Consider the following 26036-nt stretch of genomic DNA (forward strand, 5'->3'; position numbering starts at 1 on the left):
GCGCAAGCCCGTTGCCGAGACGAACTGCCGCGTCAGCGTGTCGAACCACCGGAAGATGCGGCAGGTCACCGCGGCGCTGGGTCTCGACGAAGACCAATTGCCGACGATGGCACGCCTGCGCGCAAGCGCCCCGGCCCGCATGCTGCCATCCGCGCTGCGTTCTGCGGTCAAGTCTGTGCTGGTGGCGCCCATCGAGTCGCGCACCCGTAAGGTGCAGCAGGCAGCCACGCCCCGGTTCGCCAGCATCAAGCAGAAGATGCAACAGGCCGCCGAAGCCCAGATGGAGCATTTCAGTACGCTCGGGCTGGATCTGGGCTATGTATACCGGAGCGCGGCTATCTGCGATAACGGCGCCGTGGCTCCGGTCGCCGCCAATCCGGTGCTGGAGGTGGCGTTGTCGCTCACACCCGGCGCACGCTGGCCGCACTTCCGGGTACAAGGCGCCCGCGCCTCGGGCACCGCTGCCGCAACGTCGCACGATCTGCTTGACCCCGGGCATTTCCTGCTCGCCGGCCTGGGCTGCCACGGCCAGCGGTGCGTGGAACTCGCGGCGCAGGCAAGCCAGCGGCTTGGCGTGCCGGTGCATGGGGTCGACCTCGATGCCGTCGTCCACCGCGACGACCTGCCGCGCCTGCATGCATGGAACGGCGGCCGCCCCGACATCGCGGTGCTGGTTCGCCCGGACGGGCACATTGCCTGGCGCCATGCGTCGGCGGCCGGCATGCAGCTCGGGGACGTGTTGGGTCCGCTGTGCACCGTGCTTCAAATCCCTGTCCCTGGTCCTTTACCTGTGCCGTCAGGCGAATCGCCGCCATCCGGCGCGCGGACCGGCATGTGCGCGTCGTAACGGCCGGAAACCCCAAAAAACTCTCGCGAAGGTTCCCCTGTGATACATGATCCCGAAGCCGCGCCGCTCCGCCAGGGTGGCCAGGCCATCCCCGTTGCGATCGTCGGCGCCGGCACCGCCGGCTCCGTGCTGGCGCTCCTTCTGGCCAGCCGCGGCATCCGCAGCGTGCTGGTGGATCGGCAGTCCGATGCGGATGCGCATCCGCGCGGCCACGTCTGGTCGGCACGGGCGATGGAAGTGATTCGCTCCATCGATACCGAACTAGCCGAGACGCTGCGCGAAATCAGCTCGCCGCCACTCAAGCTTCGCTACATTACCTGGTGCACGTCCCTGGCCGGGGTGGAGCTTGGGCGCTGCGTGCCGATCGGCAGCGATCCCGGGCATACGGCCCGCCTGCTGGGCAGCGGGCCCTGCCGCCCCTTGCACCTGTCCCAGAACGTAACCGACCCGATCCTGCGGCAGCGCGTGATTGCCAGCGAACTGATCGAGTTCATGCCCGGGTATGCGCTAGAGGCGCTATCGCAGGAGGCTGACGGCTGTACCCTGACGCTGCGCGAAGCGCATAGCGGCAGCACTACCCGGCGCACCGCGCGTTTTGTCGCCGGCGCGGACGGCGCGCAGAGCACGGTCCGGCGGCTGCTCGGCGTGCAATCGACCACCAAGCCCATGCAGGCGGTCGCACAGATCCATTTCCGCGCGCAACTGTGGAAACTGAACAACGCGCGGCCGAGCCCCTTGTACTGGATTCTCAATCCCGGCGTGGTGGGTACGCTCACCGCACATACCGCCGACGATGAAGAGTGGGTCCTGTCCACCGCGGTGCTGCCTGACATCGAGCCCGCGGGCGCGATGACGGCCGCGCGGGCGCTGTCGCTGGTGCGGGCCGCCATTGGCGACGACAGCATTGACGTCGAGATCTGCTCGATCCGGCCCTGGACGATGGAACTGCGGCGCGCCGCAACCAGCCGGGTTGGCCGGGTCTTGCTGCTCGGCGACGCCGCGGCGGGTTTTTCGGCGATTGGCGGCTTCGGGCTGAACCATGGCATCGAGGACGCGGCGAGCCTTGCGTGGCGGCTGCAGATACTGCTGGGCGGCTTCGTGCACCGCGACCTTGCGCAAGGGCTGCTGTCCAGCTATGCCGTCGAGCGCGCCGAGAGCGCCGATGCCCATGCGCACCTCACCCAGCAGCTCAGCGCCTTGTCTGACGAGGTGTTGCGGTCTGCCGGCGTGGATCCCGACGGTTTCAAGACCTTGTCTGCGCTCTCCCGCTCGGCCTGGGCGGCCAGGTTGCCCAAGGCCTTTGCACGCAAGCTGTTCGGCTCCCTGTTGCGTGGCGGACTGAAGCCGCTGGGCGGCCTGACGGCCAACGGGCCAGCGGGCGCGCAGGCGCGGACCAGGGTAAGAAGGGCGATCGACAAGCAGCGCGAAGTCTTCGTCACCCTCGGCATGGACCTTGGCTACGCGCACCCGGCTGGCTTCATGGCTCGCGAGCCGCATCCGCATCCTGCATCTCCCAACCGGGCAACCGAGTACCTGCCGACCACGAGTCCCGGCGCGCTGGTTCCCCACCTTTGGAGCGAGGCCGACATCGATGGCGAGTCGGTCTCCACGCGCGATCTGGCACGGCGCGCGCCGATGACGCTGCTGGTCAACGAGAAAGAACGCGTGCGCTGGCAGGCGGCGCTGTCCGGCGTGCGCGGCGATTGGGGCATCGAGGTGGCGTGTCCGTCCATCGGTGACGGCGTTGCGTCGCAGTTTCGCATCGATCCCTCGGCACTGGCCGCGGCGCTGGAGATCGATGCATCCGGCGCGGTGCTGGTGCGGGGCGACGGGATCGTCGTCTGGCGCAGCCGCCGCCACTGCGCCGATCCTTCCCGGGCATTGCAGGCGGTGATGGCACGCCTGGTTTCCCAGTCCACCAAGCTCCACGCCGCAATAACGGCACACCCCAGCAAGGAGATGCAATGAGCAACAGCATGAGCATGGACCCCTTTCCCATCCCGTGTCCGGACCCGGACGCCCGCCCGCCCGTGAAGCTCGCGCACATCGTGCTGGCGACGCGGCGCTTCGATGAAACGATCCACTGGTGGTCCGTGGTACTGGGTGCGCGCGTGATGTTCCGCAATGCGCTGCTTTGTTTCCTGTCCTACGACGACGAGCATCACCGCCTGGCTTTGATCAATACCGCCAACTTCAGCCCGAAGCGGCGGGAGAGCGTGGGCCTGGACCATGTGGCATTCACCTTCGGCTCGCTCGGCGACCTGCTTCATACCTATGAACGCCTGAAGCGTCATGGGCTCAGCCCGGAATGGTGCATCAACCACGGACCCACCACCTCGATGTACTACCGCGATCCCGACGGCATCCAGGCGGAGCTGCAGGTGGACAACTTCGCGACGGCTGAAGAGCTGGAGGCGTGGTTCGCCTCCGGGGCCTTCGCTGAGAACTCGATCGGCATCGAGTTCGATCCGGAGCACCTGCTCGAGCGGCACAAGGCGGGTGAGCCCGACGCGCAATTGATGCGCCCCGGGGCGGTGACCAGCCGCCGGTTCCTGACCCTGCCCTGAGAGGAAACAACCGTGAGACTGTGCACGTTTTCCAACGCCGCCGTGGCGAGCCATGTCGGGCTTGCGCTAGCGGGCGAGCGCGTGCTGGATGTGACGGCGTCGTTCGCGGGGGATGCGCGATTCGCCACCCTGCTGGCGCTGATCGAGCACCAGGACGAAACACTGCCCGCCATCAGGGAACTGGCGAGGGGATACGGGCAACCCGGCCGGGCGGCCCAGGTTCACCCATTGCGCCAGATCCGGCTCGAGATCCCTTACCGGCCCCCTCAGATCCGCTGCTTCAGTGCCTACGACCAGCATCTCAAGAACGCATTCCAGCAGGTCCTGAGGCATGGCGTGAGCCCGGTCGCAGGTTTCCTGATGCGTGCCCTGGGCATGGGGAAAGTGCCAAAGGGCTTCTACGACACGCCCGTGTACTACAAGGGCGTGCGGCTCAACCTGTCCGGTCACGACAGCGTCGTGCGGCGCCCCGATCCGGGCGCCATGCTGGACTACGAGGCCGAGCTTGGCGTGATCGTCGGCAAGCCTGGCAAGAACATCGGCCGCGCGGATGCGATGTCGCACGTCTTTGGCTATGTGATCTTCAACGATTTCTCCGAACGCGCGCAACTGATGAAGGAAATGCGCGTCCGGCCCAGCGCCGGCCCGGCCAAGGGCAAGGATTTCGATAGCAGCAACAGCCTTGGCGCCTGGGTCGTCACCGCGGACGAGATTGACGATCCGCACCGGCTGGAGGTGACCGTGCGGGTCAATGGCGAGGTGCGCGGCAAAGGCAGCACCGCATGGATGACGCATCGCATCGACCGCATCGTCAGCTATGCCTCGCAGAACGAAACCCTGCACGGTGGCGAACTGCTTGCCACCGGATGCGTGCCGAACTGCGCCGGCATCGAGCAATGGCGCTTCCTCGACGACGGCGATCGCGTCGAGGTCGAGATATCCGGACTCGGCGTCCTGCCGAACTTGATCACCGGCCATTAGTTCGCTGGCCGCGTTCCACTTCAAGCCCCCGCCGCAAGGGAGGCAGAGACCTGCCGCGGCAATAACAACGACAATGGAGACAGCAGTGAACAAGAAACAGTGGATTGTCACGTCCGCGGCAGCGCTGTGCCCCGCGCTCGCGCTTGCCGACAACGGCTACTTCCAGATCGGCTACGGTGCCGAAGCGCGCGGCATGGCGGGTGCCGCCGCCGCGTCGACGCGCGATGCGTTCGGCGGCGCTAGCAACCCCGCCACCACGGTATGGGCCGGCAATCGCCTCGACGGCAACCTGATCGCCACCAACGGCGTAACCAGCATGAGCCGTGCGGCGGGCCTGCCGGCGCCATTGTCCGGCGCGCTGGATACGCACACGAGCAGCGCGAACCGCTGGGTGCCGCTGACCGATGTCGCGTACAGCCGGATGATCAATCCCGATCTGTCGCTCAGCATCGTCGGCTACAGCAATGGCGCCGGTACCTACTTCAGGGGTGACACCACGACCTGCCTGGCGCCAGCGCCGGCGCCCGCCGGCACCACCTATCGTGGCAACGTACTCTGCGGCGACGGCAGGGCCACCACCACGATCCAGCAGCTGACGATCGCGCCGACGGTATCCGCACGTGTTTCCAACTCGTTCTCCGTCGGCTTCTCCCTTCTGATCGCAGGCCAGTTGTTCAGCGCGGAGGGCTTGCAGGGGCTGGCCCCGCAGTCGGCGGCGCCGAACCACCTGGGCAACCAGGGAACGGCGTCCTCGTTCGGCGTCGGGCTGCGCCTCGGCTCCTATTGGCGGGCCAGCGACACGCTCAGCTTCGGCGCGGCATGGTCGCCCCGGATCAGGATGGGACGGCTCAAGGAGTATGAGGGGCTGCTGGCGGACCATGGCCGCCTGGATATCCCGGAGAACATGCTGGTGGGCATGCAGTGGTCGCCGATGCAGAACCTGTCCTTGCTCTTCGACTACCAGCGTATCAACTATTCGGGAACCACCGGGCTTGGCAACCGCCCCTTTGACGGCACCGCCTTGCGCGGCAGCAGCGGCGGCCCGGGGAACGGGTGGAAGGACATGAACGTGTTCAAGGTCGGGGTGCGCTACCAGGTGACACCGGCCCTGTATGTCTCGGGCGGTGTCTCATTCAATAGTGCTGCCTTCGCGGACGGGGACACCGCGAGCAACGTCACGTCGCCCGCGACGTTCCGCCGGCACTATACCTTGGGGCTCGGCTATGCGACCGGGTCGAATACCCAGTGGTCCATCTTCTATTCCCTGTCTCCCGCGCACACGACAGCGAGCAGTTCCGTGCTGGCTTCGGCGGTCGCGACGCAGCTTGCCGGCAGTCCCACCGTGGCGGGCCAGGAGACCCTGGCGACGCGGCAGCAGAGCATCGGCGTGCAGTACTCGCTCCGCTTCTGAGTGCTGCCGATTCCCTTTTTGTTCATTCATCATGGAGTTTGTCTCGATGAAGGCTAGTTTTCATCCGCGGTCCGGCGGCGTCCCGGGAATCACGGCGCGGGGCGGCCACGGCCGTCCGGCTGCGCCATCGACGGCCTGCAACCCCATTGGCGGTAAGGCATGAACGCGCGTACGGATCCGTCGGCACTGCAGTCGCCTCGGCTGGAGGATCGCTTCGAGCAGGCGGCAGGCAGGGTCTTTCTTACCGGAAACCAGGCAATCCTGCGCATCGCGCTGGACCAGCGCCGCATCGACACGCAGCTCGGCAAGAACACCGGGGGCTTTATCTCCGGCTACCGCGGCTCGCCGCTGGGCCGGCTGGACATGGAGCTGTGGCGCATCGAGCCGCTGCTGCAGGCGGCCAATGTGCGCTTCCAGCCTGGCGTCAACGAGGACCTGGCCGCCACCGCCGTGTGGGGTACGCAGTATGTCGGCAGCTTTCCGGGCGCCAAGGTGGACGGCGTGTTCGGCATCTGGTACGGCAAGGGGCCAGGCGTCGATCGCAGCGGCGATCCGCTGAAGCACGGCAATCTCGCCGGCACCAGCGCAGCCGGCGGCGTGCTGGTCCTGGCGGGGGATGACCATAGCGCGAAGTCGTCGACTACCGCGCACCAGTCGGATTTCTCGCTCATCGCCGCCGGCATACCGGTGCTATACCCGGCGAACGTCCAGGACATCATCGACTTTGGCTTGCGCGGGATCGAGATGTCGCGCTACAGCGGATGCTGGGTGGGCCTGAAGCTGGTGACCGACGTCGTGGAATCCGCCGGAGACGTCGAGGTGGGGCAACTGGTGCCGGTCAGCGGATTGCCGCCTGCCGACGCGTCCTTGCATATCAAAGCCTTCGAGATGGCGCCGGCGGCGGAGGAGCGCCTGTACGTGCGCAAGCTGCCGGCGGTGGTGCAGTTCGCCAGGGCGGCCGGGCTTAACCGCCTGGTGTGGCCCGGCCCGGCGGCCAGGGTGGGCATCGTGACCGCCGGCAAGTCATACGCCGACACGATGCAGGCGCTGCAACGCCTTGGCATCGACGCCGTCAGCCCGCACGGCGCGGCATTGCGGGTGTTGAAGATCGGCATGGTGTGGCCGCTCGAAGACGAGATCGTGCGCGCCTTCGCGCATGGCCTCGACACCATCCTGGTGATCGAGGAAAAGCGGCCGCTGCTTGAATCGCAATTGAAGTCCATTCTCTTCGACGCGCGCCTGCAACGGCCACCCGTGGTGCGCGGAAAATTCGAGGGCGCGCCGGAATGGTCGGCATCGCGGGGCGCCCCGGTGCTGCCGATCTGCAATGAGCTGAGCGTGCTGCAGATTGCCGAAGCCATCCAAGGCCTGCTGGGCCTGGACGTGCCGCCGGCGAACGTGCCGGTGGCGTGCGCGGAGGGGGCCGCGGCGCCATTGCGCCGCCCGAGCTTCTGCGCCGGTTGTCCGCACAATACGTCGACCAGGGTGCTGGATGGCAGCAGGGCCCTGGCGGGCATCGGCTGCCATACCATCGCGATGCTGAACGACCCCGGCAAGACCCATACCGTCTCGCATATGGGCGGCGAGGGCATGATGTGGATGGGGCAGGCGCCGTTCACCAGCGAGGCCCATGTCTTCGCCAATATGGGTGACGGCACTTACTTTCATTCCGGCTATCTGGCGATCCGCCAGGCGCTCGCGGCCAATCTGCGGATGACCTACAAGCTGCTGTTCAACGGCTTTGTATCCATGACGGGCGGGCAGCCCGTGGACGGCGAGCTGAGTGTCGACAAAGCGGTGGCCCAGCTGCGCGCGGAAGGCGCCAGGAAGATCGTGGTGGTCACCGACGATGTCGCGGCTTACGACGGGCGGCGCCGGGCCGCGCTGGGCGTGCCGGTGTACGACCGGGCCATGCTGGAGGCCGTCCAGCGCGAACTGCGCGAGTATCCGGGGCTGTCGGTGCTGGTCTACGACCAGGCCTGCGCTACCGAGAGACGGCGGCTGCGCAAGCGCGGCAAGCTGCCGGACCCGCAGGTCCGCACCTACATCGACCCGGAGGTCTGCGAGGGGTGCGGCGATTGCGGCGATCAGTCCGGCTGCCTGGCCATCGAGCCGCTGGAGACGGCGCTGGGCCGCAAGCGCAAGATCAACCAGTCGTCGTGCAACAAGGACCTGTCGTGCGTGCGCGGCTTTTGCCCGAGCTTTGTGACGCTGCATGGGGCCAGGCCGCGCCAGCCTCAGAGCGGCGCGCAAGCAGGCCTGAAGATTCCCGCACTGCCGGATCCCGCCATTCCCGGCGACTTCGAACCGATGGCGCTCCTGGTGGCGGGCATCGGCGGTACCGGCGTCGTGACCATCGGCGCCATCCTGACGATGGCGGCGCACCTCGACGGCAAGGCCGGCAGTTCGCTGGATATCACCGGGCTGTCGCAGAAGTACGGCGCGGTCGGCTCGCATGTCCGGATCGCCCCGAGCGCGGCGTTGCTGCACGCCGCGCGCATCGGTGCCGCAGAGGCCGATGTCTTGCTGGGATGCGACCTGATCGTGGCCGCGGGGGCGGACTCCCTGTCGCGGCTGCGTCCGGGATCGGCCCGCGCCTTCGTCGGTACCGAGATCGTTCCCACCAGCGACTTTACAAGGCAGCCGGACTGGTCTGCCGATGAAGCGGATCTCAAGCATCGCCTGACCGAAGCGCTGGGGGCGCGTGCCGAGTTCATCGACGTTGCCGCGCTGGCGCAGCAACTGCTGGGCGACGCGATCCTGTCCAACATGCTGCTGCTCGGTTACGCGTGGCAGAAGGGCTCGATTCCGGTGCATCGGGCTGCGATGGAGAAGGCGATCCAGCTCAACGGGGTGGCGACGGACACGAACCTGAGCGCGTTCTCGCTGGGCCGATGGCTTGCGCATGACAGCGTGGCGGTGCGGCGTCTGCTGGCGCCTGCGCAGGTTGTCCACCTGCCGGTGCCGGCGGGCGGGTCGCTGGCCGGCCTGATCGAGGACCGGGCCGGGCGCCTTGCGGGGTACCAGAACCGTGCCCTGGCCAGCCGCTACCGGCAACGGGTGGAAGCGGTCCAGCGCGCGCTGGCGGGACGGAGCGACGCCGACGCCCTGGTCCGGCAGGTAGCGACACAGTACTTCAGGGTGCTGGCGGTCAAGGACGAATTCGAAGTGGCGCGCCTGTACACGCGGCCGGCGTTCCTCCAGTCGCTGCGCAATGGGTTCGAAGGTGACTTCAAGCTCAATTTCCACCTGGCGGGCGGGCCCTTCGGCAAGCTGGACACGGTCAGCGGAAAGATCAGCAAGACCGCCGTCGGCGGCTGGATATTGCCTGTGTTCCGCCTGCTGGCGAGCGTGCGCTTCCTGCGCGGCAGCTGGCTCGATCCCTTTGCCCGGGGTAGCGAAGCCGTGTTGAACCGCCGTGTACGCGACGCCTATGAGGATGACCTGGACGCCCTCGGCGGCGCGGCGGCGCAATGGCCAGCGCAACGCTTGCGCGAACTGCTCGGCTGGCCTGCCAGCGTGCGCGGGTACGGGCATGTCCGCGAGCGCCAGGCGCAAGCCGGCTTTGCCCGGCGAGCCAAGGCCCGGGAGGCGGTATCAGGTCCGGACTGACTGGCGGCGGCGTGGCCGAAAGGCAACGCCGCGCCGTACGCCAATCTTGCCCGGCACAACGTCCTGCACGCCGTTGCCGCCATCCGATAGCCATGTGACGCCCGGCGGCGCGCACCCGCATTGATCAACGCCGCCGCGCACCTATCCCTCCCCAAGGAGTACACGATGAACAAGGTCATCATCACCTGCGCCATTACAGGGTCGATCCATACCCCTTCCATGTCGCCGTATCTTCCCCTTACCCCAGACGAGATCGCGCTCAGCGCGATCGGCGCCGCGCAGGCCGGCGCCGCCATCGTGCACCTGCACGCGCGAAACCCCGTGGACGGGCGGCCGTCGCAGGATCTCGCGCTGTTTCGCCGGTTCGTGCCTGTCATCAAGGAAGCATCGGATGTGGTGATCAACCTGACCACCGGTGGCGCGCCGTCGATGAGTGTCGATGAGCGCTTGCAGCCGGCGCTGCAACTGCAGCCGGAAGTCGCCTCCCTCAACATGGGCTCGATGAACTTCGGGCTGTATGAGCTTCTCGGCCGCTGCAAAGAATTCAAACACGATTGGGAGCGCCCCTACCTCGAGCGCAGCGAGGACGGGATCTTCAAGAATACGTTCAAGGATATCGCCTACATTCTGCAATCCTGCAGCGAGAACCAGACGCGGTTCGAGATCGAGTGCTATGACATCGGGCACCTGTACACCGCGGCCCACTTTCTCGATCGCGCGCTCCTGAAGCCGCCGCTGCTCATCCAGTCGGTGTTTGGCCTGCGGGGCGGTATCGGCGCGCACGTCGAGGACATCCTGCATATGCGCCGCACCGCGGACCGGCTCTTTGGCCGGGACTATGTCTGGTCGGTGCTGGGAGCAGGGCGGCATCAGATGCCCGCGGCGGCGATTTCAGCCTCGATAGGTGGAAACGTGCGCGTTGGCCTGGAGGATTCGCTATGGGATGGGGCTGGCAGACTGGCCGAATGCAACGCCGCGCAGGTGCAGCGCGTGCGCAGCATCATCGAAGCCCTGTCGCTCGACATCGCCACGCCTGACGAGGCGCGCACCTTGCTGAAACTGAAGGGACGCAGCAACGTCGGCTTCTGACGGCGATCTGCTGTCTGCATCATCGCGCCGGCGTCCTGTCGCGCAGTAGTGGCGATGCCGAAGAGGGCGTTGAAACAATTCGCTCTCCGAAGGAGCGAAGGGGTCACTTTCAGGCGTCGTGCACATTGGCCCGTTGACGGCCGCGTATCTCGCCTGCGCTCCAGGGTTGTAGTCTCAGGCCGGCATGACGGGAACTGCGCACTTTGGTGCATGAAGTGTGTTGCGCCGCACGGAAGGGCGCTTTTCACACCTGATGGCCGATGCTAGACTTCCGTGCGTTCAACCGCTTATCACCATGACCTTCCGCAACCGCCTCACCGCATGGCTTGGCCTGATCGCCATGTGGATGATCGTGTTTGCGCCGATGGTCAGTCATCTCGCGGTTGCGGCGCAAGCCAATGAGCCGGCAGGCATGCTGTGCTCAGCCTCGCAGCCGGCGCTCGAACACGAACATCACACCCCGGCCGACAAGCTCGGCGCGTGCGGGTATTGCAACCTGCTCGAACACCACGTCGTCATGCCGGTGATTCCACCGGCTCCGATCGCTATCGCGCTCGTGACGGCCACTACGGCTGTCCCCACGCTCTCTACCTCCTTCACGCCGCTAGTCGGTTTCCCCTCGGGGCGACCGCGCGGCCCTCCGTCCGTTTCCTGATCGCAGTATTTGCCGGTGGCACGTGCCTACGCGTCCTTTGAGCACGCCCGTGGCCGCCCGCTCCACATACTCAGGAAAACTTGGGAGGAAAACATGCGAATCGAATCGAAGGCGTTGGCTCGCGCCATGCTGGCCTGCGCAGCGAGCATGGCCATGCCGGTCACCGCCTACGCGTGCGCGACCTGCGGCTGCTCGCTCAGTACGGATGCTGCCATGGGCTATTCAGCCATGCCCGGCTGGCGGATCAGCCTGGATTACAATTTCATCAGCCAGAATCAGCTACGCAGTGGCACCCGCCGGATTTCGCCGGCGCAGGTAGCGGCGATCAACGATGCCGGCGGCAACCAGGAAGTGGAGAATCAGACGATCAATCGCTACTACAACCTGGGACTCAGCTACAGCCCCAATAGCAGTTGGAATTTCAGCACGATCGTACCGATCGTCGACCGCAGCCATACGACCTATGGCAATGCCACTACGGACCAGCTCACGCCGGACAATCTGAGCGGCGCCACCAGCAGCGGTCTGGGTGATATCAAGCTGATCGGTAGCTACCAGGGTTTCCTTCCGACCCATAATCTCGGCGTGCAACTCGGTGTGAAGTTGCCCACCGGCGCTTATGGCGGTCAAAACGTGGTGACTGGCGCCACTGTCGGGCATCCGGTGTTCTTTTCGACCGGCCCGAACGCTGCCGGCGGCCAGGCGCTCGATACCAGTCTGCAACCCGGCACCGGCAGCACCGATCTCATCATCGGGGCCTACTATTACCAGCCGGTAAGCCAGGATTTCGACGCCTTCATCAACGGCCAATTCCAGTCGGCCGTGATGGAGAAGCTGAATCAGGCCAACGCGGATTTTCGGCCTGGCAACTATACGACCGCGAGCGTCGGCCTGCGCTACGAGGCGAATCCGAAGATCGTGCCGCAGTTGCAGGTCAACTTTGTCCACAAGGGCGCGGACCAGGGAGCGCTGGCCGACAGGGCCAACACACGCGGTACCGTGATGTATCTAAGCCCTGGGATCACGGTCGCCGTGGCGCAGAATCTGCATGTGTACGGCTTTGTGCAGAAAGCCCTCTACAGCAAGCTGGATGGATACCAGCTGTTCCCGCGCTGGACAGGGAATATCGGGGTCAGCTATGCCTTCTAAACTGTCTTTGCAGGCTTTGCCCGCGTCGGCGCCATCGCCGTTGCCGCGAGGAAGCGGTCGCCGGAAACCACACGACCTCGGTGCCACGCAGACCGACAGCGTGTCGGCGGCACGGCGCGGCTGGTTGCGCGTTGCCGGTGCGTTGGGGCTGGGCGCCGGCTTGGCCGGCTGGCTGCCCGAGGCACAAGCGAACAGCCTGGCGGTGGGCCGCCCAGCGCCTCCGCTGGTTCTGCATACGCTGGACGGGCACAGCATCTCCACCGAGGATCTGCGCGGCCATGTGGTCATACTGACCTTCTGGGCCACCTGGTGCGGTCCGTGCCACACGGAGCTGCCGTTGTTGTCGGCCTATGCGGCGCGTCATGCGAGCGACGGGCTGCGGGTCCTGGGCTTCAGCCTGGACGGCCCGGATGCCCTGCCGGCAGTGCGCAAGATGGCTGCGGACCTGGGTTTTCCTGTCGGCCTGCTAGGCAGCGCCTACGCGGGAGATTACGGCCGGATCTGGCGTATCCCGGTGAACTTCACGATAGATAGAGCCGGGCTCCTGGCTGACAACGGCTGGGACGACCAGGCACCAGCCTGGACAGCCGAACGCCTGGAGCACATCGTGACTCCGCTCTTGAGACGATAGCGATAGGCATGCGGGTCCGCTACGGGCAACCGGCGGTGGAATCTTCACTGCTGGGAAGCGGAGAGACGCTGAATGGATTGTTGGCCGCGGCCACATCGAATTCCACGCGTGGCCGCTTGCCGTCGGCGATGAGTCGTCGCACGCTGGTGACAACATCGGGATGCATTTCGCCACGATCCGCACGGACCTGGGCAATCATGCCAAGCTCGAAGCGCCCGCCGCAGTCCGGACAGAAGTACAGGTAGCCGCCGCCGTGCGGCAGCGTCGCGCGCGCGGCGGGCGTTTGGCAGAGCGGGCAGGGGGCAATCTGGGTGATCATGTTGGGGAGTGACGATTGTGCTACATGTCGATCCGTCCGCCAATTCCGTACCGTTCTCGCTGGACTTCTGCATTCCGTCAAACGTTATTACATCCACCAGGCCAGCGCAACAAGCATTTGGTGCATCGCGGTATCCGTCGGCAAGGCGTCGACGGCCTGATGCGATTCCGAGGCCGAGCTGCGGGCGGACGCTGGTCTTGAGACCCGCATCGCTTGAATTTGCCATAAAAATTTCATATCGCACCTTGATCAAATGGCTGCTGCGGTATTGAATGAATTTTCCCGGCGCATGCGGTAGGCGCGTCCGGTCAGCAAAGACCTCGCCACGAGGTCGCAGTGTCCGTCGCCGGAGCCTGCCTCCGGCGCGACCGATGTACTCGCAGCTCTCCAGCAGTCCAAACATATAAGTCCAGGAGACAAGGATGCTGAGTCCTCACGAAGTTGCCGCTCTCATACTGATCAAGAACGCCCCGGATCAAACGGAACTGGAGCGTGCCGATATCGACGCACTCCTCGAACAGGAACTGGTCAGCCTGGAACAGCTCGAATCGGGCCGCCATCGCCCCTGCGTCACCGCCAGAGGCGGGGCCCTCCTGAACGCCATCGCACGAATCTGGTGAGGGCGGTGAAGACCGCAGGCGCCTCGATTGACAACATCCGACTGGCTGGGTAGGGCGTCCGCGCTGTTGATGCGTGCCCAGGCGCCGAGTGGAATCGCGATGCGGCGTTCCCCAAGTGTTCCTCAGGCAGTCGATAACGTAACCAGAACGCGCAAGCCAGCGCGTTAGCTGCCCTGACACGTCTCGGGGTCGAACTCCGGAGCCTCATGATGAATTCATTCCAGCCTGAGCAAATCGCCGCCGCGCAAACAGCCAATCTCTCGGTTCTATTCTGCCTGGCCATCAAGGCGTTCGAAGGCGTCGAGAAAACGGTCAACCTGAATCTGCAGACAATGCGGTCGACACTGGAGCAAGCGCAGGAAAACACAAAAAAGGCGCTAACCGTCAAGGATCCGCAGGACATGTTCGCATTGCAGGCCGGGCTGCAGCAACCATTCGGAGAGACGGCGCTGTCATACTACCGCCAGCTGTGCGAGATCGCGATGGACACCCAAGCGGCATTCTCCAAGGCCACTGAGGCTGAATTCGAAGCCCACAACCGCCGCCTGCAGGAGCTTGTCGATCAGTTGGCGCACAACGCACCGGCGGGTTCGGGAGACGCGGTGGGCGCGCTAGGCTCGGTGATCACTGCCACCAACAAGTTGTGTGAAACGATGTACCAGACCGCAAAGCAAGCCGTCGAGCTCGCCGAACAGAACTTCAACTCGACGAGCAGCACAGCGTCCGTGGCCAAGCAAACCGTCAGGCACGCTTCGCGTGCAAGGGCATAGCGACGGCAAACGTGGCAGGCCGGTGTTGGGAGTCACGCAGGCAACTGTTGGCGCGGAGGACTCTGGTTCATGACGGTGACGTTCACGCCGATCGGCCTCGCTGGCTCTATTGCGTTCCGCTTTGCCGCTGCATCCAGCGTTTTCATATATTTTTTCTGCTCTTCCAAAAATGGTCAGGGCAGACGTAAGAGGATTTGAGTGAACTAATCCGATTTGGACTTGACAGTCTTCGTCTGCTCAAGAACGCGACGTATGGTTCGACCAGTTTCTCTATAGTGGCGTGCGAGTAGTCCAGCAGCCGCGATCGAATCGCGGGCTATTGCGGCATCCAGCAACTGCTTATGTTCTTGAGACACGTTTCGTTCTATATTCCAATAGCTCCTGTCACGCAAGCTTGGCTGCCTATACCTCTCGGATTGCGCATATAGAAGGTCGGAAATATCAAGTAACCACTGCGATCCACACCCAGATATCAGGCAGCGATGAAAGTCATGATGACGTTTTTCTAGTCTGGTATCTTCGATTTTTTCAGGTTCGTTACCACAACCTTGCTCACGTTGGGTTTCTTCTGTAAGCGCTTGGTAGGAGGTTGTCAATTTCGACTCCCATTCATCGTCAGCCCTGGCAAGTGATCGCCTCAGCGCTTCGCAGTCGATCAGGATCCGAGCTTCGATGATGTCCCACATCTCCTCTTCGGAGAAGGGGGCGACGCGAAATCCTCGCGAAGGAGTCGAAACGACTAATTTCTCGCTATGGAGTCGATTCAGAGCCTCTCGCAACGGAGAAAAACTGATCTGATAACGATCCTTTAGATATTCTAGTCTTAGAGCCTGCCCTGCCGGAATGGCGCCAGAGATAATGTCAGCCCGTAGCATACGATGCGCTTTCTCCGCGAGAGTAATCTCCTCAAACTTCGTCTCCGTGCTTTCAGGCGAAGTTGAAAAATCTCTTAAAACCTTAATGCGTGGCTTCATCGCTTTTGACGTATCTTCTATATAGGATCAAAGGACTTGAAAGGTTGCAAGTCCATGCATAAATTATAGCAGCCACTATGTAAATGGGTGGAGAAAATCGCTGTTTTCTATGGAGAGCGTGAGAGATTAATCAACGCGCTCAAAAAATGGATGGCATAATTCCGACTCACCCTTAGGATATTACGCTCCTTTCCGCGAAAGGTTGGGTGGCCTCGGAAGCTGAATAACGGGGGGTAACGCCACTTTACCCGCCGCTATTTCATGCGCTTTCCAACGTCAGAATTTGCCCGACAGCAGGGCTCCGAAGCCTGGTACCGCAGTGCTCAGACTCAGACGCTTGAGCATCATGTAGGTGGTTGCCACCGAGGACGAAAGTACCGGCAGCCCGTTACGGTCCTCGATCGCCTGCACTGAAGGCAGGGAGGGCATCTGCACGCAGGCCGAGGCAACGATAGCGTCGGCGTTGGCGGTGTTCAGGCGCTTCGTGATCTCGATCGGCGCGCGCGGGTCCTGGCGGCCCACCTCGAGATTGTCGGGAATCTCCAGCGAGATCGCATCGAGCACCTCGATGCCCTCGTGCTCGAGGTAGTCGACCACCAGCCGCGTCAGAGGTTTCATGTAGGGCGTGAGGATCGCGACTTTCTTGGCGCCGATGGCATGCAGGCCGTCGACCAGCGCGCCGGCGCTCGTGACCACGGGGGCCGGGCCGCCATTGTCCACGGTGCGCTGGTGCAGGCGGGTCTCGGACTGGCGGTGGTAGCCAAGGCCCATGCTCATGATGGCCACCAGGCAGGCATATCCGAGCACGTCGACGCGCGCGTCGGACAGCTCCAGCGCGCAGCGGTCGCTGTCGGCGTCCATCTTGCTGAGTTCTTCCTTGGTCACATGCTTCATGCGCATGCGGCTGCTGTGGAAGGTGAAGCGCTCGGGCGCGTGTTGCTCGCGGGCGCGCAGCACGGCCGGGATCTCCGTCTCCATGGTGGTATTGGACGAGGGGACGATCTGGCCGATACGGAAGGAGGTGGGCATGGCGGTCAAGCTTGTTGCTCCGGGTTGAGGACTGCGGCGTCGAAGTTCAGGTCGTCGGCAACCGCGGAATCGTCGAAGCGCGCAGCCTGCAGTGGCCGGCGATTGACGTGCAGGTCAAAGACATCGAAACGGTTGTAGTGGCCCGTGATGTCGTGCATCTGGCGCGGCTGGATGCAGCGCGAGAGGTCGATGTCGGCATAGACAATGCCTTCGGCGTCGATTAGCGGCTCGCCAATCACGCGACCGTCCGGGCCGAGCACGCCCGAGAGGGCGCTGTTCTTGCGCTCCAGCAGGCGGCGCGCCTGTGGAAAATCCTTTTCGAGGACCGTGATGATCTCTTCCGACACGGTCGAGCAGGACACGATCGTGAATAGCTTGCCTTCGAAGCAGTGGGCTGCGGCCCGCACCTTGATGGCCTCGGCCATGTCGTAGTCGGGCGGCGCCACGGGCAGCGAGATGTAGCTCGCCACATGCACCAGCTCGCCCTGCGCCAGCAGCGCAAAGCGCGCCAGCGTGTTGGTGTTCTCGCCGCAGGCCAGCGAACCCAGCGGGCCGATCGAGGTCTTGTGCACGCGCAGCGCCGAGGCATCGCCGGGCGCCCAGGTCAGCTTCTCGGCCCAGGTGGGCACAAGCTTGCGGTGGCGGCCGATGATCCTGCCCTGGTCGTTGATCGTCACCAGCGTGTTGTAGATTGTGCCGATGCCGTGGGGACTGCGCTCGTTCACGCCTATGACCACGTGGGTCTTGTGGCGGCCGGCCGCGTCGGCGATCTTCTGGATCTCGGGGCCGGGCACCTCGATGGCCGAGCATGCCAGTTTTTCGAACCAGGGGCTGCCCTCGACGGGGTTGCCGATCCAGCTCCAGTACGGGTAGCCGGCGACGAAGACTTCGGGGAAGGCGACGAGTTGCGCACCGTTGCCGGCCGCCTCGCCGATCAGGCGGACGACCTTGTCTACGGTGGCGTCGGTGTCCAGGAAGACGGGCGCGGCCTGCACGGCCGCGGCCTTGAAACGGGGTAGATCCAGCATGGGTATCTCCTGCGAAACGGAATGCGCCGGGCTCAGGCGCCGCGGCTGGCCTTGATGGCACGCAACACCGCGCCGACGAGCGCGCCGTCGGGCTCGCAGAGGCTGCGCGCGATGTCGAAGTGGTTGTGGCGCGGCATGTCGATCAGCGCCACCGCATTGCCGGCGTCCTTCCAGCGCTGCGCGAAGTCCACGGTCTGGCGCTGGAACTCCGAGGTCTCCAGGCCGCCGGCCGAGGCGATCAGCTGCGTTCGGCTTCCCCGCGGGATCCAGCGCTCGGGCGAGCACTGCGCGATGTCCTCGGGCGAGAAGCGCATCCATTCGTTGACGTGCATATGCTGCAGCGGCTCCAAGTCGTGCAGGCCGCTGAGCGCCAGAGCGGCGCCGATGATGCCGTCAGGCAGGCCGGCCTCGCGCGTCCAACCCTCGGCCACCAGCATGCCCGTGAGATGGCCGCCGGCCGAGGAGCCGCCGACGTGGATGCGGCTCACGTCCAGGCCGCGCTCGGCGCCATGGCGCGCGAGCCAGACCACGGCCGCGCGCACCTGGCGCACGATCTCGGCGATGCCCACGGCGGGCGCCAGTGTGTAGTCCATGACCGCCACGCTGACGCCGTGCTGCGTCAGGCCGCCGGCGGCGAAGGCGTTGTCGTGGCGTGAGCCGCCGCGCCAGTAACCGCCGTGCACCCACAGGAACACGGGACGGCCTGGTGCGACGTCGTAGAGGTCCAGCTTCTCGCCGCTGCGCTCGTCATAGACCACGGTCTCGAAGCCCGGCAGTTCCTGCTGCACGCGGGCACTCTCGCGCACATAGGCCGCGGCCTCGACTGCATAGGACGGCACGCTGGCACGCGCGTTGTACTCGCGGTCCAGCGTGGCCGCGTCCATGCCTCGGTACAGCGGCATGGCATCCGTTGCGAATGACATCTCTTCAGACTCCCAGATAGCGATGGGCCAGGTCGCCACTGGCGCTCAGATCATCGGGCGAGCCCGACCACACGACGCGGCCCTTCTCGACGATGTAGTGGCGGTCCAGCAGGGAGGCCATTTCCTTGAGGTTCTTGTCGATCACCACGATCGTCAGCCCCTCGCGCTTGAGTTCCCGTAGGCAGTCCCAGATCTCCTTGCGGATCAGCGGTGCCAGCCCTTCGGTGGCCTCGTCGAGGATCAGCAGCTTGGGGTTGGTCATCAGCGCGCGGCCGATGGCCAGCATCTGCTGCTCGCCGCCCGACAGGGTCTTCGACGACTGCCTGCGCCGTTCGCGCAAGCGCGGGAACAGCGTCAACACGCGTTCGAAGGTCCAGCCGTCACGGCCGTCTTCCTTGCGCGCCGTCGCCAGCAGGTTTTCCTCCACCGACAGCGAACCGAACACGCGCCGTCCCTCGGGCACCAGGCCCACGCCCAGTCGCGCCACCGCGTGCGGTGACAGGCATTCAAGGTCCTTGCCTTCCAGCACCACGCGGCCGCCCTGTTTAGGCAGCATGCCCATCAGCGTGCGTACCGTGGTGGTCTTGCCCATGCCATTGCGGCCGATGAGCGAGACGGCCTGACCGGCCCGCACCTCGAAGCCTATGTCGAACAGAACCTGGCTGCCGCCGTAGCCACTCGCTAGACTGTCAACGGTCAGCATGTTTCCTCCTCGCCCAGATAGGCTGCACGCACATCCGGATGGTTGCGGACCTCGTCCGCGGTGCCGGTGAAGACGGTCTTGCCGTAGACCAGCACGGTTATGCGATCGGCCAGCGCGAACACGGCATCCATGTCGTGCTCGACCAGCAGGATCGTGTAGCGGCGCTTCAGCCCCTGCAGCAGCGTGGTCATGCGCGCCGATTCCTCGGCGCCCATGCCGGCCATCGGCTCGTCCAGCAGCAGCAGGCGCGGCGCGCGCGCCAGGGCCACGGCCAGTTCGAGCTGGCGCTTCTCGCCGTGGGCCATGTTAGCCACGCGCACATCGATACGCGCGCCCAGGCCCACCTCGTCCAGCCACTGCTTCGCCTTTGTGTTCAGGTCCGCGTCCTTGCGCGGATCCGACCACCAGCCGAAGGCACGGCCGGTGACCAGCAGCAGCGACAGCATCACGTTCTCGAGCGCCGTGTAGTCGGCGCACAGCTCCGTAATCTGGAAGGAGCGCGACAGCCCTTTGCGGGCACGGGCCGTGGCCGTCAGGGCGGTCACTTCCTCGCCTGCCAGCATGATCGTGCCGGAGTCGGGCCGCAGCTCGCCGCACAGTTGCGTGATCAGCGTGGACTTGCCAGCGCCGTTGGGACCGATCAGTGCATGGAGCTCACCCTGGCGCAGTTCGATGTTCACGCCATCGGTGGCTTTCACCGCACCGAAGTGCTTGTGGAGGTCGCGCACCTGTAGCAGCGGGCGCGAGCCATCGGGTTCATTTGCCATGCACACCTCCGAGCCAGCGGCCGAACAAACCATTGCGGCCGGCCAGCACGACCAGCACCAGAATCGGGCCCATGATGAGCATCCAGTGCTCGGTCCAGGCCGTCAGGGTCTGCTCCAGGCCGAGGAAAACGGCCGCGCCGCCAATGGGCCCCAGCAGCGTGCCGGCACCACCCAGAATAACCATAGCCATCAGCTCACCGGACTTGGACCAGGATGCCATGTCGGGGGTTACCAGGCCGGCGTAATTGGCCCACAGCACACCGGCCAGGCCCGTTCCAATGGCCGACAGCACGAACGCGGTCAAGCGGATGGGTGTCGGTGCGGCACCCAGGTTCACGGTGCGGCGCTCGCTTTGGCGCAGGGCCTGCAGCACCATGCCGAAGCGAGAGTTGACGATGCGCGCGCACAGCCAGGTCCACAGTGCCAGCACCACGAGGCACACGTAGTAGAAGGTCACGGGCTTCTCGATGTCCAGGCCGGGTATCTCGTTACGTTGCGGCATCAGAAGGCCATCATCGCCACCATAGACCTGCAAGGACATGAGGACGAAGTACACGAGTTGCGCGAAGGCCAGCGTTATCATGATGAATTGCACGCCGCGCGTGCGCAGCGCGAGGTAGCCGACGATGGCGCCCAGCAGGCCGCAGCAGATCAATGCGAGTGGCCACGCAATGAGCGCCTGCATGGTGCCGGACCAGCCGTACAGCGGGCTGGCCTCCAGCGCGTGGTGGGCGACGATCGCCACGACGTAGCCGCCGAGGCCGAAGAACATTGCATGGCCGAAGCTCACGAGTGCGCCGTAGCCGAGGATCAAGTCCAGAGACACGGCCGCCAGGCCGTAGATCAGGAAGCGCGTGGCGAGGTTGATCGCATAGGGCGTGTTGGTGGCCTCGGCACCCATGGGCACCAGGGCCAGCACAGCCAGGCCGATTAGCGCCGCCCAAGTGCGGTGCGTGGAATGAACGGTCATGTTTCAGGATCTCGCGGGAAAAAGCCCTTGGGGGCGGACGATCAGCACCACCGCCATGAGCAGGTAGATCGAGGCGGAGGCTAGGCCTGCCGCTAACGGCGTGGCGGTTTCGGGCGCCAGCACCTTGTCCATCATCTGCGGCAGGAAGGCCCGGCCGAGGCTGTCCACCATGCCCACCAGCAACGCGCCGGCCAAGGCACCACGCACCGAACCCACACCACCGATGACGATCACCACGAAGGTCGTGATCAGCACACGCTCGCCCATACCGATTTCCACGGCCAGAAGCGGAGCAGCGACCACGCCAGCCAAGCCGCACATCACGGCACCGAGGCCGAACACCAGCATGTAGAGCATGCGGATGTCGACGCCCAGCGCCTCGACCATCTCACGGTCATCGGCTCCGGCACGCACCAGCATGCCCACGCGGGTACGGTTCACGAGGAACCACAGTCCCAGTGCCACGGCAGCGCCGATCAGGATGAAGGCCAGGCGGATTACCGGGTATTCGAAGCCGGGGCCCAGCGTCACGGAGCCGGCAAGGATGCCCGGTGTGTCCACCAGGGGCGGACGACGGCCGAAGATCAGGCTGATGGCTTCGTTGGTGAAGAGCACCAAACCCAAGGTGGCCAGCACCTGGTAGAGATGGTCTCGCTTGTAGAGCCTTCGGATCACGGTGTACTCGACCAGGAGGCCGTAGCCTCCCGCACCGAGCAGCGCGGCAACGACCGCCGCCGTGAAGGATCCCGTCTTGCCCAACGCGATGGCCGCGCAGTAGGCGCCTACCATGTAGAAGGAGCCGTGCGTGAGGTTGACCACGCCCATGATGCCGAAGATGAGCGTGAGGCCGGACGCGAGCATGAAGAGCATCGCACCGTACTGCAGCCCATTCAGGAATTGTTCGAGGAGCAAGGTCATGATGCCATCTTGCAGGCGGCTGCATAGGCGTCCGTGCCCTTGCTCACGACCTTGCGCACGAATTTCGGACTGACGCCACCAGCGTTGTCCTTCTGCAACTGCAGCAGGTACATGTTCTGGATTGGGTGCTGGTTGTTGGCCATTGCGAAGTCACCACGCAGTGATGCAAAGTCTGCCTTGCGTAGGGCAGCGCGCAGGCCGCCGGTGTTGTTCACGTCGCCCTTCACGGCGCGCAGTGCGGAGCCGATCAGGTTGGCCGTGTCATAGGCCTGCACGGCGTAAGAGGTCGGCACACGGCTGTACGTGGCTTGGAAGTCCTTGACGAACTTGCGCGAGGCGTCGTTCAGGTCGCCGTACCAGAGGTCGGTGACGTAGAAGCCTCCGGCGAGGGTGCCGGTTGCATCCATCATGCGTCGGTCCATCGAGAAACTGGGCATCAGCATCGGCACCGTCTTGCCCAGGCCTGAGCTTCCGTACTGCTTGGCAAAGTTGATGCCGGCACCGCCCGGGTGGAACTGATATACCGCATCAGGGGCCAGCGAGCGCACGCGCGCCAGTTCGACCGAGAAGTCCGTCTGGTCGAGCTTGGTGTAGATCTCGGCCAGCACCTCGCCCTTGTAGGTGCTCTTGAAGCCGGCGATGGCGTCACGGCCAGCCTGGTAGTTGGGGGCCATCACGACAACGCGCTTGTAGCCCTGCTCATTGGCAGCGACACCGCCCGCGGCATGGAACCAGTCGTTCTGGTAGGAGGCGACGAAGTAGCCTGGTTCGCATTTGTCCCCCGCGAAGGCTGAGGGGCCGGGGTTAGCGCTGACATAGGTGAATCCGGCCTTGGTCACACTGGGTACCACGGCTGCGAGAACGTTGGAGAAGTTCACGCCCGTATACAACCTGATCCCGGATTGGACCATGCGATCGACAACCTGCTTGGCGTTGGCTGGCTTGAGCGCGTCATCCTCGATCACAAGTTCGACAGGGACGCCGCCGAGCTTGCCGCCCTCCTGCTTGACGGCCAACCGGAAGCCGTCGCGCAGATCCTCACCGATGTAACCCGAGGACGTCGACAGCGTCGTGATGAAGCCGATCTTGACGGGGGCTTGTGCGCTGGCGGCGAAGGCCGAAGTGGCCAATGCGATGGCGAGACTGCGTTTCGCGTACATAGGATTGCCTATCTGGTTTGACGTCGGAATGGAACGGGGCCGTCGGAGCAATGCCCGCGCCCGAAGGCGCTAGACTCGCGGGCGATGCAGTCGGTGACCCGATGAGCTTGCGGTCTCGGCCGGGGCGTGTTGGCTTTGTCTCCTGGTCGCCCCGACCCGCTTGCATGCGGCACCATCTGGCGCTGCACTGTCGCCGCCCGGATGCCTGCCGGCACCCGGGTCGGCATCCAATCAACCGGCCTTCGGGGCCCGGCTTTGCGGATAGGGCGCGCCCACGGCCACGACCGGGTTGCGCAGTTCGCCAATGCCTTCGACCCAGGCCTCGACCACGTCGCCGGGCCACAGCCATTCCTGCGGCGTGCGACCGGCGCCCACGCCCGCGGGCGTGCCGGTGGCGATGATGTCGCCCGGCTCCAGCGTCATGGCGGCGCTGATGTCGGCGATCAAAGTGGGGATCTTGAACAGGAGGTGCCTGGTGTTGGAGTTCTGCTTCTCCACGCCGTTGACCTTCAGGCCCAGGTTCAGGTTGTGAGGATCGGCGATCTCGTCGGCCGTCACGATCACCGGACCCTGTGGCGCGTAGGTGTCCTGGCCCTTGGAGTAGATCCACTGGCCGGCACGGCGGTTGTCGCGGGCGCTGATGTCGTTGAGCACCGTGTAGCCGAACACGTGGCTCATGGCGTCGGCTTCGCTCACGCCCTTGGCGCGGCGGCCGATGATGACGGCCAGCTCCACTTCCCAGTCCAGTTGCTGCGTGATCGCGGCGTTGTGCTCGATCGCATCGCCGGGGCCGATGACCGAGGTCGGCGGCTTGGAGAAGATCACGGGTTGCTTGGGCAGGTCCTTCGAGGTGTCGAGCGTGCGGCTCGATTCCTCGACGTGCTCGACGTAGTTCAGGCCGATGCCGAAGATGTTCTTGCGCGGTTTGGGAATGGGCGCCAGCAGCTTGACGTTGACCAGCGGCACGGCCGTGCCCACGGGCCACTTGTCCTGGCAGGCCTTGAGCAGGGCGTTGGCGGCGCGCACGGCGACCGGCCCCTGTTCGATGAATTCGTGGATCTCGCCCGGGATGATCTCACCGGTCTGGTCGCCCAAGGCCTTCAAGTCGACGATCAAGTCGTCAACGATTGCCCCCAGACGGGCTGGCCCGGTGATGTGGGCTCGGAAAGTTGCGAGCTTCATGTTGCATTGTTCTCCAGGAAATACATGAACTAGGTGAGCTGCGTTCCGCCCGCGGCCAAGCCGCAGCGATCGGGGAGGCAGGATGTTTGGAAGACTTATGCGGCGATCAGCGGTTGATGGCCACCGTTGTCGACCAGCGCTTCCTCGCGGTAGAGCGAGAGCTTCTCCATCACCGGCAGGTCGTTGAAGCAGAACAGGCAGGCATCGTCGGTCCGCGAGGTGTTGACATGCTCATGCCAGGCCCACGAGGGCACGCAGAAGATGTCGCGTTCCTGCCAGTCGAAGCGCCGGCCTTCGATGATCGAGTAGCCCTGGCCTTTGGCGACTTGGTAAAGGAAGCTGCCGGTGTGGCGATGGGCCTTGCCGACGAAGCCCGGGCGCAGCAGCTGCATGCTGGCGCCGATGGTGGCCATCACGTGGCCGCCGTTGACCGGGTTCGTGTAGTGCATCAGCGCGCCGTCGAAGGGGCTGTCCTCGCGCCCGGCGGCGTAGCGCCTGAGCGCCTCGTAGGTCGGCTCCCACTGGTATTTGAAGAGCGGCGAGTAGGGCTTGTTCCAGCCCAGGTCGTGCGGACGCAGGCCGGCCGCGCTCCAGAGCGCGACCGAGTCGTCCACCGGATGCGTCACGGCCTGGTGAAGATCGGGGTGCACGGTGAAGAAGCCGGCTTCCAGCGCGTTGACCAGCGGAATGTCCAGACCGTCCTGCCAGATGCAGGGCAGGCCGTCGGCCTCCACGCCGTGCTCGTGCCAGGTGCCGTTGGGCGTCAGCACGAAGTCGTTGGCGCCCAACGCCATCTTGTGGCCGTCGACGATGGTGTAGGCACCCTTGCCTTCCATGATGAAGCGCAGCGCCGAGGAGGAATGCGCGTGGGCCGAGGCGATCTCACCTGGGTGCATGACCTGCAGCCCCGAATACAGCCACCCCACGGCTGCGGAAACATCGCGTCGGCCGGGGTTGTCGAGGTAGATCACACGTCGGCCGGCTTTCTCGGGCGTGACCAGTGATACCGAACGCAGTACATGTTCGCGCAGCCCCTGGTAGCGCCACAGCACCGGCACGGAGACCGACTTCGGTTGCCAGGGTTCTATCTTGTTGGCGACGGTCCACAGCGCAGCTGTGTTCAGCCGCTCCAGTTCCTTGTAGTACGCCACCAGTTCGGGGGTGTCTTCCACATCCGAACGCCCGGCCACGTTTTCCCGATGCGTGTCGTAATCAGTGCTGTTCACTGGCATCTCCTTTGTGTGTGGAGACATTGTTTTATAAAATGTCACTCACTTACATAAGTGATTACCCCTGGTTTTCTTGCTTAAACTTCGCCATTGCAGCGCTTTTTACGTGTTGCTATTGGATTGATTTTATAAAAAAGGCATGATCGGGTTGGCGGATCTTTCAACACCTCATATGAAAGAACGTTTGGATGACTGGAGACCTGGATGGCACTGGCCGAGGTGGTCGTCGTACGCGTGGCCTTGGCGCTGATCCGTGATGGCGTGTACCGGACGGAAGTCGCAAGGCCTGTCGTGCGGGCGGGCCGGCGGACTACTTCGAGATCAGGCCAGACGCGCTCTTTTGTATGGCGCGGCCAAAATAGGGAAGCACCAGTACGCAGGTAATTCCGCGCTATCTCCGGACTGGTGACAGCGTGGCTTGCTGCGAACTCTCCTGGGCCAAGGAAGTGCATCCAGGCGGCGCTCGAACATAGTGGATGTCATTACTGTTGGCGGGGCGGCC

General features: G+C 64.7%; 23 protein-coding genes and 1 pseudogene. 12 read left to right on the forward strand and 12 right to left on the reverse strand.

All coding sequences use genetic code 11. The features are described from left to right. From P3W85_RS28655 to P3W85_RS28700, 10 genes and pseudogenes are all read left to right on the forward strand, one after another. Positions 1–847, forward strand: a pseudogene (locus P3W85_RS28655) (hypothetical protein); the annotation flags it as partial. 39 nt (positions 848–886) lie between these two features. Continuing rightward, positions 887–2815, forward strand: a complete 1929-nt coding sequence (locus P3W85_RS28660) for an FAD-dependent monooxygenase (RefSeq protein ID WP_276267237.1) — start codon at positions 887–889, stop codon at positions 2813–2815. Continuing rightward, positions 2812–3414 carry a VOC family protein gene (locus tag P3W85_RS28665; protein WP_017230087.1) on the forward strand — a complete coding sequence of 201 codons (603 nt, stop codon included), beginning with the start codon at positions 2812–2814 and terminating at the stop codon, positions 3412–3414. The genes P3W85_RS28660 and P3W85_RS28665 overlap by 4 nt, the downstream gene beginning before the upstream one ends. A 12-nt stretch (positions 3415–3426) precedes the next feature. Then, on the forward strand, positions 3427–4395 hold the full coding sequence (locus tag P3W85_RS28670) for a fumarylacetoacetate hydrolase family protein (RefSeq protein WP_017230086.1): 969 nt from the start codon (positions 3427–3429) through the stop codon (positions 4393–4395). Positions 4396–4480: 85 nt separating this feature from the next. Beyond that, on the forward strand, positions 4481–5806 hold the full coding sequence (locus P3W85_RS28675) for an OmpP1/FadL family transporter (RefSeq protein ID WP_276267238.1): 1326 nt from the start codon (positions 4481–4483) through the stop codon (positions 5804–5806). Positions 5807–5965: 159 nt separating this feature from the next. Further along, positions 5966–9418 (forward strand): indolepyruvate ferredoxin oxidoreductase family protein, encoded by a 3453-nt coding sequence (locus tag P3W85_RS28680; RefSeq protein WP_276267239.1) that lies wholly within the window; start codon positions 5966–5968, stop codon positions 9416–9418. 165 nt (positions 9419–9583) lie between these two features. After that, on the forward strand, positions 9584–10507 hold the full coding sequence (locus P3W85_RS28685; RefSeq protein ID WP_276267240.1) for a 3-keto-5-aminohexanoate cleavage protein: 924 nt from the start codon (positions 9584–9586) through the stop codon (positions 10505–10507). A gap of 295 nt (positions 10508–10802) precedes the next feature. Then, a complete protein-coding gene (locus tag P3W85_RS28690) occupies positions 10803–11162 on the forward strand; it encodes a DUF2946 domain-containing protein (protein WP_276267241.1) in 360 nt (119 codons plus the stop codon). A gap of 126 nt (positions 11163–11288) precedes the next feature. Further along, on the forward strand, positions 11289–12311 hold the full coding sequence (locus P3W85_RS28695) for a transporter (RefSeq protein ID WP_430869637.1): 1023 nt from the start codon (positions 11289–11291) through the stop codon (positions 12309–12311). A gap of 100 nt (positions 12312–12411) precedes the next feature. Further along, positions 12412–12942 (forward strand): TlpA disulfide reductase family protein, encoded by a 531-nt coding sequence (locus P3W85_RS28700; protein WP_017230079.1) that lies wholly within the window; start codon positions 12412–12414, stop codon positions 12940–12942. 19 nt (positions 12943–12961) lie between these two features. Here the strand turns inward: P3W85_RS28700 and P3W85_RS28705 are convergent, their stop codons facing one another. Beyond that, positions 12962–13261, reverse strand: a complete 300-nt coding sequence (locus P3W85_RS28705) for a hypothetical protein (protein ID WP_276267243.1) — start codon at positions 13259–13261, stop codon at positions 12962–12964. 422 nt (positions 13262–13683) lie between these two features. Between P3W85_RS28705 and P3W85_RS28710 the strand changes: the two genes are divergently transcribed. After that, positions 13684–13881: a hypothetical protein gene (locus tag P3W85_RS28710; RefSeq protein ID WP_017230076.1), complete on the forward strand. Its 198-nt coding sequence runs from the start codon at positions 13684–13686 to the stop codon at positions 13879–13881. 206 nt (positions 13882–14087) lie between these two features. After that, on the forward strand, positions 14088–14651 hold the full coding sequence (gene phaP, locus P3W85_RS28715) for a TIGR01841 family phasin (protein WP_430869635.1): 564 nt from the start codon (positions 14088–14090) through the stop codon (positions 14649–14651). 203 nt (positions 14652–14854) lie between these two features. Here phaP and P3W85_RS28720 read toward each other — a convergent pair whose 3' ends face one another. From P3W85_RS28720 to P3W85_RS28770, 11 genes are all read right to left on the reverse strand, one after another. Further along, on the reverse strand, positions 14855–15625 hold the full coding sequence (locus P3W85_RS28720; RefSeq protein WP_276267244.1) for a GntR family transcriptional regulator: 771 nt from the start codon (positions 15623–15625) through the stop codon (positions 14855–14857). A gap of 276 nt (positions 15626–15901) precedes the next feature. After that, positions 15902–16654: a maleate cis-trans isomerase family protein gene (locus tag P3W85_RS28725; protein WP_276267261.1), complete on the reverse strand. Its 753-nt coding sequence runs from the start codon at positions 16652–16654 to the stop codon at positions 15902–15904. A 5-nt stretch (positions 16655–16659) separates the two neighbouring features. After that, positions 16660–17682: a carbon-nitrogen hydrolase family protein gene (locus tag P3W85_RS28730; RefSeq protein ID WP_276267245.1), complete on the reverse strand. Its 1023-nt coding sequence runs from the start codon at positions 17680–17682 to the stop codon at positions 16660–16662. A 32-nt stretch (positions 17683–17714) separates the two neighbouring features. Continuing rightward, complete coding sequence (locus tag P3W85_RS28735; protein WP_276267246.1) at positions 17715–18605, reverse strand: alpha/beta hydrolase; 891 nt, start codon at positions 18603–18605, stop codon at positions 17715–17717. A gap of 4 nt (positions 18606–18609) precedes the next feature. Beyond that, positions 18610–19308: an ABC transporter ATP-binding protein gene (locus P3W85_RS28740; protein WP_276267247.1), complete on the reverse strand. Its 699-nt coding sequence runs from the start codon at positions 19306–19308 to the stop codon at positions 18610–18612. Next, entirely contained in the window at positions 19302–20075 is a 774-nt protein-coding gene (locus P3W85_RS28745; RefSeq protein WP_276267248.1) for an ABC transporter ATP-binding protein, read from the reverse strand. The genes P3W85_RS28740 and P3W85_RS28745 overlap by 7 nt, the downstream gene beginning before the upstream one ends. Continuing rightward, entirely contained in the window at positions 20065–21045 is a 981-nt protein-coding gene (locus P3W85_RS28750; RefSeq protein WP_276267249.1) for a branched-chain amino acid ABC transporter permease, read from the reverse strand. Before P3W85_RS28750 ends, P3W85_RS28745 begins: the two co-directional genes overlap by 11 nt. A 3-nt stretch (positions 21046–21048) precedes the next feature. Next, positions 21049–21963 carry a branched-chain amino acid ABC transporter permease gene (locus P3W85_RS28755; protein WP_276267250.1) on the reverse strand — a complete coding sequence of 305 codons (915 nt, stop codon included), beginning with the start codon at positions 21961–21963 and terminating at the stop codon, positions 21049–21051. After that, the gene (locus P3W85_RS28760) at positions 21960–23123 is read right to left on the reverse strand and encodes an ABC transporter substrate-binding protein (RefSeq protein WP_276267251.1); all 1164 of its coding nucleotides are present in this window, start codon (positions 23121–23123) and stop codon (positions 21960–21962) included. Before P3W85_RS28760 ends, P3W85_RS28755 begins: the two co-directional genes overlap by 4 nt. A gap of 231 nt (positions 23124–23354) precedes the next feature. Beyond that, positions 23355–24305, reverse strand: a complete 951-nt coding sequence (locus P3W85_RS28765) for a fumarylacetoacetate hydrolase family protein (protein ID WP_276267252.1) — start codon at positions 24303–24305, stop codon at positions 23355–23357. 95 nt (positions 24306–24400) lie between these two features. Continuing rightward, on the reverse strand, positions 24401–25531 hold the full coding sequence (locus P3W85_RS28770) for a cupin domain-containing protein (RefSeq protein ID WP_276267253.1): 1131 nt from the start codon (positions 25529–25531) through the stop codon (positions 24401–24403). Between the last annotated feature and the right edge of the window lie 505 nt (positions 25532–26036).

This window comes from Cupriavidus basilensis (assembly GCF_029335485.1).
GTDB classification, from domain to species: domain Bacteria; phylum Pseudomonadota; class Gammaproteobacteria; order Burkholderiales; family Burkholderiaceae; genus Cupriavidus; species Cupriavidus basilensis_E.

What these genes read in the sequence shown, in the direction of transcription:
- P3W85_RS28665 (WP_017230087.1), top strand. Translation starts at nt 2,812, where the DNA reads ATGAGCAACAGCATGAGCATGGACCCCTTTCCCATCCCGTGTCCGGAC.
- P3W85_RS28680 (WP_276267239.1), top strand. Translation starts at nt 5,966, where the DNA reads ATGAACGCGCGTACGGATCCGTCGGCACTGCAGTCGCCTCGGCTGGAG.
- P3W85_RS28685 (WP_276267240.1), top strand. Translation starts at nt 9,584, where the DNA reads ATGAACAAGGTCATCATCACCTGCGCCATTACAGGGTCGATCCATACC.
- P3W85_RS28690 (WP_276267241.1), top strand. Translation starts at nt 10,803, where the DNA reads ATGACCTTCCGCAACCGCCTCACCGCATGGCTTGGCCTGATCGCCATG.
- P3W85_RS28695 (WP_430869637.1), top strand. Translation starts at nt 11,289, where the DNA reads ATGCTGGCCTGCGCAGCGAGCATGGCCATGCCGGTCACCGCCTACGCG.
- P3W85_RS28705 (WP_276267243.1), bottom strand. Translation starts at nt 13,261, where the DNA reads ATGATCACCCAGATTGCCCCCTGCCCGCTCTGCCAAACGCCCGCCGCG.
- P3W85_RS28710 (WP_017230076.1), top strand. Translation starts at nt 13,684, where the DNA reads ATGCTGAGTCCTCACGAAGTTGCCGCTCTCATACTGATCAAGAACGCC.
- phaP (WP_430869635.1), top strand. Translation starts at nt 14,088, where the DNA reads ATGATGAATTCATTCCAGCCTGAGCAAATCGCCGCCGCGCAAACAGCC.
- P3W85_RS28720 (WP_276267244.1), bottom strand. Translation starts at nt 15,625, where the DNA reads ATGAAGCCACGCATTAAGGTTTTAAGAGATTTTTCAACTTCGCCTGAA.
- P3W85_RS28725 (WP_276267261.1), bottom strand. Translation starts at nt 16,654, where the DNA reads ATGCCCACCTCCTTCCGTATCGGCCAGATCGTCCCCTCGTCCAATACC.
- P3W85_RS28730 (WP_276267245.1), bottom strand. Translation starts at nt 17,682, where the DNA reads ATGCTGGATCTACCCCGTTTCAAGGCCGCGGCCGTGCAGGCCGCGCCC.
- P3W85_RS28735 (WP_276267246.1), bottom strand. Translation starts at nt 18,605, where the DNA reads ATGTCATTCGCAACGGATGCCATGCCGCTGTACCGAGGCATGGACGCG.
- P3W85_RS28740 (WP_276267247.1), bottom strand. Translation starts at nt 19,308, where the DNA reads ATGCTGACCGTTGACAGTCTAGCGAGTGGCTACGGCGGCAGCCAGGTT.
- P3W85_RS28745 (WP_276267248.1), bottom strand. Translation starts at nt 20,075, where the DNA reads ATGGCAAATGAACCCGATGGCTCGCGCCCGCTGCTACAGGTGCGCGAC.
- P3W85_RS28750 (WP_276267249.1), bottom strand. Translation starts at nt 21,045, where the DNA reads ATGACCGTTCATTCCACGCACCGCACTTGGGCGGCGCTAATCGGCCTG.
- P3W85_RS28755 (WP_276267250.1), bottom strand. Translation starts at nt 21,963, where the DNA reads ATGACCTTGCTCCTCGAACAATTCCTGAATGGGCTGCAGTACGGTGCG.
- P3W85_RS28760 (WP_276267251.1), bottom strand. Translation starts at nt 23,123, where the DNA reads ATGTACGCGAAACGCAGTCTCGCCATCGCATTGGCCACTTCGGCCTTC.
- P3W85_RS28765 (WP_276267252.1), bottom strand. Translation starts at nt 24,305, where the DNA reads ATGAAGCTCGCAACTTTCCGAGCCCACATCACCGGGCCAGCCCGTCTG.